At 71.7% G+C, this 8,396-nt stretch carries 7 protein-coding genes; all 7 read right to left on the bottom strand.

Features of this window, described 5'->3' with window-relative positions; all coding sequences use genetic code 11:
* Window positions 1-960 (bottom strand): thymidine phosphorylase (locus tag DQW06_RS15450; RefSeq protein ID WP_117198777.1); only part of this gene is annotated, 960 nt, incomplete at its 3' end.
* 94 nt (window positions 961-1,054) lie between these two features.
* A complete protein-coding gene (locus DQW06_RS15455) occupies window positions 1,055-1,483 on the bottom strand; it encodes a cytidine deaminase (protein WP_019609722.1) in 429 nt (142 codons plus the stop codon).
* A complete protein-coding gene (locus DQW06_RS15460) occupies window positions 1,462-2,724 on the bottom strand; it encodes an ABC transporter permease (protein WP_013154249.1) in 1,263 nt (420 codons plus the stop codon). The genes DQW06_RS15455 and DQW06_RS15460 overlap by 22 nt, the downstream gene beginning before the upstream one ends.
* A complete protein-coding gene (locus DQW06_RS15465) occupies window positions 2,721-4,307 on the bottom strand; it encodes an ABC transporter permease (protein WP_013154250.1) in 1,587 nt (528 codons plus the stop codon). The genes DQW06_RS15460 and DQW06_RS15465 overlap by 4 nt, the downstream gene beginning before the upstream one ends.
* The gene (locus tag DQW06_RS15470) at window positions 4,304-5,902 is read right to left on the bottom strand and encodes an ABC transporter ATP-binding protein (protein ID WP_013154251.1); all 1,599 of its coding nucleotides are present in this window, start codon (window positions 5,900-5,902) and stop codon (window positions 4,304-4,306) included. The genes DQW06_RS15465 and DQW06_RS15470 overlap by 4 nt, the downstream gene beginning before the upstream one ends.
* Before the next feature lie 183 nt (window positions 5,903-6,085).
* Window positions 6,086-7,138, bottom strand: a complete 1,053-nt coding sequence (locus DQW06_RS15475; RefSeq protein ID WP_013154252.1) for a BMP family protein — start codon at window positions 7,136-7,138, stop codon at window positions 6,086-6,088.
* A 352-nt stretch (window positions 7,139-7,490) separates the two neighbouring features.
* Window positions 7,491-8,192: an alpha/beta fold hydrolase gene (locus DQW06_RS15480; protein WP_117198779.1), complete on the bottom strand. Its 702-nt coding sequence runs from the start codon at window positions 8,190-8,192 to the stop codon at window positions 7,491-7,493.
* Between the last annotated feature and the right edge of the window lie 204 nt (window positions 8,193-8,396).

Below are 8,396 nucleotides of genomic sequence, written 5' to 3' on the forward strand. Positions count from 1 at the left end.
GTCCGGGTCCCCGCCCTGTGCCCGGACCAGCCGCTTCCACGACTCCAGCGCGCTGCCGTCCCGCAGCGCCTCGGCCGGGTCCTTGACCCCGCCCTCACCGGGGACGAGCCCGGCCGCGGCCAGCATCTCCCGGGCCAGGGCCACGGTCAGCTCCACCACGTCCGCGGGCCCGCCGCCCGACAGCACCTCCACGGACTCGGCCACCTCCAGGGCGTTGCCCACCTGCCTGCCCAGCGGGACCGACATGTCGGTGAGCAGCGCGACCGTGCGCACGCCGTGGTCGTTTCCGATGTCGACCATCGTGCGGGCCAGCTCGCGCGCGGAGTCGGCGTCCTTCATGAACGCCCCCGAACCCACCTTGACGTCCAGGACCAGCGCGCCGGTGCCCTCGGCGAGCTTCTTGCTCATGATGGACGCGGCGATCAGCGGGATCGACTCGACCGTGCCGGTCACGTCGCGCAGGGCGTAGAGCTTGCGGTCGGCCGGGGCCAGCCCGGACCCGGCCGCGCAGATCACCCCGCCCGTGGAGTCCAGCACCTCCCGCATCTCGCCGGTGGACAGCGAGGCCCGCCACCCGGGGATCGACTCCAGCTTGTCCAGGGTCCCGCCGGTGTGCCCGAGCCCGCGCCCCGACAGCTGCGGCACGGCCGCCCCGCAGGCCGCGACGGTGGGTGTGAGCGGCAGGGTGATCTTGTCGCCCACCCCGCCCGTGGAGTGCTTGTCGGTGGTGGGCCGCGCCAGGTCGGAGAAGTCCAGGCGCTCCCCCGAGGCCAGCATCGCCTCGGTCCAGCGGCTCACCTCGGCCCGGTCCATCCCGCGCAGGAAGATCGCCATGGCCAGCGCCGACATCTGCTCCTCGGCCACCTCGCCGCGGGTGTAGGCGTCGATCACCCAGTCGATCTGGCCGGGGCTCAGCTCTCCCCCGTCGCGCTTGGCTCGGATAATCTCGATGACGTCCATGTCATCTCCTCTCGACTGGCGGAAGAAGAAGCGCCTCCCCGGAGGCCGCCGCGCGGGCGGCGCCCGGGGAGGCGCGGCTAACGAAGGACCCCGGTCACGTCAGGCTGTGCGGGCCGAAGGCCTGCGGCAGCACCCGGTCCATGGTCCAGACCCCCTCGGGGGTGTCCACGAGCAGCTGCGGCCCGCCGTGCTCGAACAGGAGCTGGCGGCAGCGCCCGCACGGCATGAGCAGCTCGCCCCGCCCGTCCACGCAGCTGAAGGCCGTCAGACGGCCCCCGCCGGAGGCGTGCAGGGCGCTGACCAGGCCGCACTCGGCGCACAGGCCGAGCCCGTAGGAGGCGTTCTCCACGTTGCAGCCGCTGACGGTGCGGCCGTCGTCGACCAGCGCCGCCGCGCCCACCGGGTACTGGGAGTAGGGCGCGTAGGCGCGGCCCATGGCCTCGCGGGCGGCGGCCCGCAGGGCCTCCCAGTCCACGCTCGCCGGGTCCAGTGGTGCGTCGGTCATGACCGGCTCGCCCTCCACTGCTTGCCGACCCCGGCCGGTGGCCGGAGCCGTTGCGAGGCCAGCGAGAGCACCAGCAGGGTGGCGATGTGCGGGCTGTAGGTGGCCAGCTCGCGCGGCAGCGAGTCGGTGGAGAAGTACCACACGAACAGCAGCACCGCCGTGAGCGCGCCGAAGGCGGCCAGGCCCTTGCGGTCCCGGCGCACCTGCCACACGGCCACGCCCACCAGCGCCACGGCCAGGAGCAGCAGCAGGGCGTGCACCGCCGCGCCGCCGCCGCGCACCTGGAGGGCGTCGGTGTAGCCGAACAGGCCCGCGCCCATGGCCAGGCCGCCCGGTCGCCAGTTGCCGAAGATCATCGCGGCCAGGCCGATGTAGCCGCGGCCGCCGGTCTGGCCCTCCTGGTAGATCTGCGAGGCGACCACGGACAGGAACACGCCGCCCATGCCCGCCAGGCCGCCGGAGACGATCACCGCGACGTACTTGAGGCTGTACACCGGCACGCCCAGGGACTCGGCGGCGTCGGGGTTCTCGCCCACCGAGCGCAGCCGTAGGCCGAACGTGGTCCGCCACAGCACCAGGTAGGTCAGCGGGATCATCAGGATCGCGACGACCGTCAGGGCGGGCATGTTCGTGGTCGCGCCGAGCACCAGCGAGGCCAGGTCGCTGACCAGGAAGACCCCGCTGTCGGCGACCGGCCTGAGGGCCTGCGCCACGAGGGGCAGGTCCCACACCGGGAACGAGGGCGCCGGGGGCGACTGGGCCGCGCCCGCGCCGGGCACGTCGGAGTAGACCAGGATCGACAGGTAGCGCATCGCGCCGAGCATGAGGATGTTGATCGCCACGCCGGAGACGATGTGGTCCACCGCGAAGGTCACCGTGGCCACGGCGTGCAGGAGCCCGCCCGCCATACCGGCGAGCACGCCCGCCAGCAGCCCGATCCACGGGTTGCCCGTGGACCAGGCGAAGTAGGCGCCGAACCAGGTGCCCAGGATCATCATGCCCTCGAGGCCGATGTTGATGACGCCCGCGCGTTCGGCCCACAGACCGCCCAGCGCGGCCAGCCCGATGGGCACCGCGAAGGTGATGGTGGTGCTGATGGTGCCCGCGTCGGTGAGCATGTCGTGCCCGGTGATGACCCGCAGTCCCGCCAGGGACACCAGCACCGCGCCGAACAGGGTGAGGATGCGCCAGCGCGCCCATCCCCGGGGCCGGGCGGCGGGCTTGGCCACCGGCTCCATCACGTTGATCTCCTGGCTCACTTGGCCTCCCCTCCGCGCCTGTCCTCGGGTTCGGGGGCGGTGCCCGCGTCGGTGGAACCGTCCGCGGGGGCCGGGGACGTCTCGTCCGCGGACACCTTCACCGTCTCCGGGGCGGGCGACTCGGCGGTGGTGCCGAGCTGCCTGCCGATCTGCTGCTGCTGGTAGCGGCGGCCCCAGCGGTGCACGACCTCGTAGACCACGACCACGGTGAGGACGATGGTGGCCTGCGAGATGACCGCGATCTCCTGCGGGATGCCGTCGAAGGGCAGGATGCCCGACGCCTGGTTCAGGAAGGCCCAGAACAGGGCGGCGAAGACGATGCCCACGGGGTGGTTGCGACCCAGCAGCGCGATGGCGATGCCGATGAAGCCGATGCCGGTCGGGAAGTCCAGGGCGTAGTGGTGCGAGCTGCCCAGCAACTGGGGCAGGCCCACCAGACCGGCGACCATGCCCGAGAAGAGCATGGACAGGAACACCATCTTCTTGACGTTGACGCCGCTGGCCTCGGCCGCGGTCTGCGACTGGCCGGTGGCCCGCAGTTCGAAGCCGAAGCGGGTGCGGTTGAGCATCACCCAGTAGCCGATGCCGACGGCCACGGCCAGGAGCACGAACCCGAAGATCGTCTCGTCCGAGCCGAGGAAGCCCGCCGGGATGCCGGGCACCCAGGAGGACTCGGGCATCGGCGGGGTGCCGATGTTGTTGGTGCTGATCTCCACCGCGAGGCGGTCGGTGCTCAGCAGGTAGGCGGTGACACCGGTGGCGATGGAGTTGAGCATGATCGTGGAGATCACCTCGGACACGCCGCGGGTCACCTTGAGGTACCCGGCGATGCCCGCCCACACGCCGCCCACGGCCACGGCCGTGATGACGATGACGATCTGGCTGAGTACCGGCGGCAGCATGATGTAACCGCCCACGGCGGCCGACAGCAGCGCGGCGAGCCGGTACTGGCCGTCCACGCCGATGTTGAACAGCTTCATCTTGAAGCCGATCGCCACCGCGACCGCGGCCAGGTAGTACGTGGTGCCGTCGTTGACGATGCGCACCAGGCTGTCGGGCCGGGTGCCGTACTCCAGCATCCGCTCGAACGTGGCCAGCGGCGGGATGCCGCTGAAGAACAGCACGGCCGCGGTGACCGCGGTCGCGATGACCCCGGCGGCCAGGACCGCGGCGAAGGACAGCGCCAGCATGGCCGACAGCCGGTGGAACAGCCAGAAGGCCGCGGCGGAGCCGGCCAGCGCGCCCAGCGCGGCGGCCACCGGCTCGATCAGGGACAGGTCCAGGAACCACGCGGTCAGCAGACCGGCGGCCACTGACAGCACGAGGGCGGTGGGCACCACCAGCGTGTTGTGCAGGACCGTGCCCTCCTCGCGGGCGCCGTCCGCGCCCGCGCGGCGCTCGCGCGGCACCATGGGCCCGGACCAGGCCACGAAGGCGAAGGCCGCGACGACGCCGATGATCAGCGCCGCCCACCACAGCAGCGCCGTGTCCAGGGCGATGGTCAGCACCACGCCCAGGGCGATCGCGACGCCCGCGGCCGCGGGTGCGGGCAGGGTCCTCGCGGGACGGGGGATCCTACTCATGCGCCGCCCTCGCTTCCGTTTCGGTCGGCACCGCTGTCGCCTTCCGTGCTCTGGTCGGCCCGGTGCAGTCCGGCGCCGGTCATGGCCGAGCCCAGCTGTTCGGGTGTGACGGTGGTCGGGTCGGCCTGCGCGACCAGTCGGCCGCGCAGGATGACGTGGAGGGTGTCGGACATGCCGATCAGCTCGTCCAGGTCGGCGGAGACCAGAAGCACGGCTAGGCCCGCGGCACGGGCGTCGCGCAGCTGCTCCCAGATGGCGGCCTGGGCGCCCACGTCCACGCCCCGGGTGGGGTGGGCGGCGACCAGGAAGCGCGGGGAGCCGCTCATCTCCCGGCCGATGATGAACTTCTGCTGGTTGCCGCCGGACAGGGCGTCGGCGATGACGTCGATCCCCGGGGTGCGCACGTCGTACTCGGCGACGATGCGCTCGGAGTCGGCACGCGCGCCGGTCCGGTTGATCCAGGGGCCGCGGACGCTGGGCTCCTTGGTCTGGTGGCCGAGGATGCGGTTCTCCCACAGGGGGGACTCCAGCAGCACGCCGTGCCGGTGGCGGTCCTCGGGGATGTAGCCCACACCCGCCTCGCGGATCCTGAGAGTGGGCCAGCCGGTGATGTCCTGCTCCTCCAGGCGGATGCTCCCGGCGGCCAGCGGGCGCATGCCCATGATGGCCTCGATGAGCTCGGACTGGCCGTTGCCCTCGACACCGGCGATGCCGACGATCTCGCCCCGGCGGATGTCGACGCTCACCCCGTCCACGACGGCGCGGCCGTCGGCGGAGTGCACGGTGACCCCGTCCAGGGACAGCACGACGTGGTCGGTGACGGTGGACTCGCGCAGCTCGGGCACGGGCAGCTCGCCGCCTACCATGAGCGTGGCCAGGTCCCGGGCGGTGGTGGTGCCCGGGTCCGCGGTGGCCACGGTGGTGCCGCGGCGGATCACGGTGATCTCGTCGGCGACGGAGAGCACCTCGTCCAGCTTGTGGGAGATGAAGATGACGGTCAGGCCCTCGCGCTTGAGCTCGCGCAGGTTGTCGAAGAGCTCGTCGACCTCCTGCGGGACCAGGACGGCGGTGGGCTCGTCGAGGATGATGGTCCGCGCGCCGCGGTAGAGGACCTTGAGGATCTCCACGCGCTGGCGGTCGCCCACGCCCAGTTCCTCCATGAGGCGGTCGGGGTCGACCCCCAGGCCGTACTGGGCGGACAGCTCGCGGATGCGCGCGCGGGCGCGGTTGCCGATGCCGTGGCGGCGCTCGGCGCCCAGGACCACGTTCTCCAGCACGGTGAGGTTGTCGGCGAGCATGAAGTGCTGGTGCACCATGCCGATGCCGTTGCGGATGGCGTCGGAGGGCGAGCCGAAGCGCACCTCTCGGCCCTGGACGTAGATGTGTCCCTCGTCCGGCCGGTGCATGCCGTACAGGGTCTTCATCAGCGTGGACTTGCCCGCACCGTTCTCGCCGACGATGGCGTGCACGGTACCGGGAGCCACGGTGATGTCGATGTCGTGGTTGGCCACGACGCCGGGAAAACGCTTGGTGATCCCGCGCAGCTCAACGGCGGGGGGCGCCAGGGCCCCCTCGCCCGATGGCGTGCTGCTCATCAGTCTCCTCGTGGAATGTGCGGTGTGGCGCCGCGGAACCGGCCGGGTCGCGGCCGCTGCCGGACGCCCCGCCGCCGAACGGCAACCGGGGCGGCACCGACCGGGGATCTACCCCGGTCGCTGCCGCCCGTGGATGCTGGCCGCCGCGGGCGCCCCCGCGACGACGGTCGCGCGTGGCGCGGTCTACGGCTCGGTCGGGACCTCGATCTCGCCGTCGATGATCTGCTGCTTGATCTCGTCCAGCTGCTCCTGGACGGGGCTGATCGCCTCCTCGTTGGAGGTGGTGTAGTCCACGCCGCCGTCGGCGAGCTCGAAGCGCTGGATGCCGCCCTCGACCCCTCCCTCGGTGGCGGCGGAGATCAGCTCGAACACGGCCACGTCCACCTGCTTGATGGCGGAGGTGAGCACGTGCGGCTTCTGGTCCTCGGCGGCGTTCTCGTACTGGTCGCTGTCGACGCCGATGAAGGTGAAGTCGTTGGCCACGGCCGACTCCAGGACGCCGTTGCCCGACGCGCCGGCGGCGTGGTAGATCACGTCCGCGCCGCGGTCGTACTGGGCCTGGGCGGTCTCACGGCCCTTGGCGGGGTCGCTGAAGCCGCTGAAGTCCGGCGGCTGGCTCAGGTAGTCGACCTCGACGGTGATGTCCTCGTTGACGTGCTCCACGCCCGCGGCGTAACCGGCCTCGAACTTGTGGATCAGCGGGGTCTCGACGCCGCCGACGAAGCCGACGTGGTCCTCCTCGGTGGTCAGCGCCGCGGCGGCGCCGGCCAGGAAGGAGGCCTGCTCCTCGGCGAAGACCAGGCTGGTGACGTTGTCGATGTCGGCGATCTCGGAGTCCACGATGGCGAAGTGGACGTCCGGGTACTCCGGCGCGACCGCGCGCACGGCGCCGTCGTAGGCGAACCCGACGGCGATGACGACGTCGTAGCCCTCCTCGGCCATCGTGGCCAGGCGGTCCTCCTTGGCGGACTCGGCCTCGCCGTCGCTGGGCTCGAAGTCGTTGACCTCGACGCCGAGCTCCTCGGCCGCCCGCTCCAGTCCCCGGTAGGCCGAGTCGTTGAAGGAGCGGTCGCCGCGACCGCCGACGTCGTAGGCCAGGCCGACCTGGAGCTCGGAGGCGGACTCCTCGCCGCCGCCCTCGCCGCCGCCCTCTTCGGCCGCGCTGTCACACGCGGTGAGGGCGAGCACACCGGCCGCCGCGGCCGCGGCGAACCTGACTGTGTTGCTGCGCTTCACTTCTCACTCCTCTTACGCCCTCTCAGCGGCCAGCATTCGCTCGCGACCGACCTGAGTTCTGCAGCCGGACGATATCCGGTGGCCGAAAGTACATCTAACCAACGGGCGGAGTTGTTATGAAGGCGAGAGCGTAGCGACACGGGCCCTTACCCGAAAGTCGACAAGCGTGCGCCCGAAGCGGTCGGCGGTGTTTCGGGATTGTGTTGCGGGGAAGCCGTTCCCCGCCCCGACACGGCATTACCACGCATGGCTTCGCCCCCTTCACCGGTTGTCACAGCGGCACGTCGGAGGGGGCCGGTCTAGACCGGACTAACCGCGCCGGGCGGCGGGAGCTGCGGGGCTCCGCCCGGCGTCAGTCGGCCAGGAAGTCCAGCACGGCCTGCCGGAAGTGCCGGGAGGAGACGGCGTTGGCGTGGTCGCGCCCGGGGATCTCCACGTGCGTGCCGCCGCAGCGCTCGGCCAGGGCCGCGGCGCCCTCGGCGAGCGGGTCCCGGGCGCCCGAGACCAGCAGCACCGGAAACCCGCTGAGCGGGGGCTCCGCGGCGAAGGGGCGCGAGGCCTGGCCGCGCGCGCAGGCGGCCAGCGCGGCGGGGTCGTTGGAGGGCAGGGCGGCCACCGTCCGGTAGACGTGGTCGAAGGGCGTGTCCCCGGAACCGGGGTCGGACAGGTCCGTTCCGGCGAAGGCGTTTTTCGGTCCGAAACCGCCGAGAACCACCCGCCTGACGCGTTCGGGAGCGGTCAGCGCGAGTTCCCAGGCCAGGCGCGAACCCATGGAGTAACCGACCACGTCGACCTTGTCCACCGCCAACTCGTCGAGCATGGAGACGAGGTCGGCGACGAAGTGTCCGGGCAGGTAGAAAGCGCTGTCGGTCGGTTTGTCACTGTTTCCGTGACCGCGCAGATCCGGCCCGATCACCCGTAGCCCAGCCGACTCCAGGGCCTGCGTCCACCCGGCGGCCCGCCAATTCATGCCGAAGTCGGTGCCGAAACCGTGCAGGAGGAGTACGGGGACCCCGCCCTCCTGAGCCTGCGGGCGCAAATCCGCATAACGCATTGTCACGCCGCCGGCGAGATTCACGGACATGAAAACCACCCACCATTTTTTCGAAAAGAAAAGGGAAAAACGCGGGGCCCGGCCGGATTTTCCTCCGAATGGCGCGCGCCCGGAGGCGCCGCCGTTCGTGTCTTCCTCCGAACGGGCCCCGCGGTCGGCCGCCGTCAGTCCGTGGGGGGCCTGAGCCGGACCCGGCGGGCGGGC

Source organism: Nocardiopsis sp. TNDT3 (assembly GCF_003427465.1).
Taxonomy (GTDB): Bacteria; Actinomycetota; Actinomycetes; order Streptosporangiales; family Streptosporangiaceae; genus Nocardiopsis; species Nocardiopsis dassonvillei.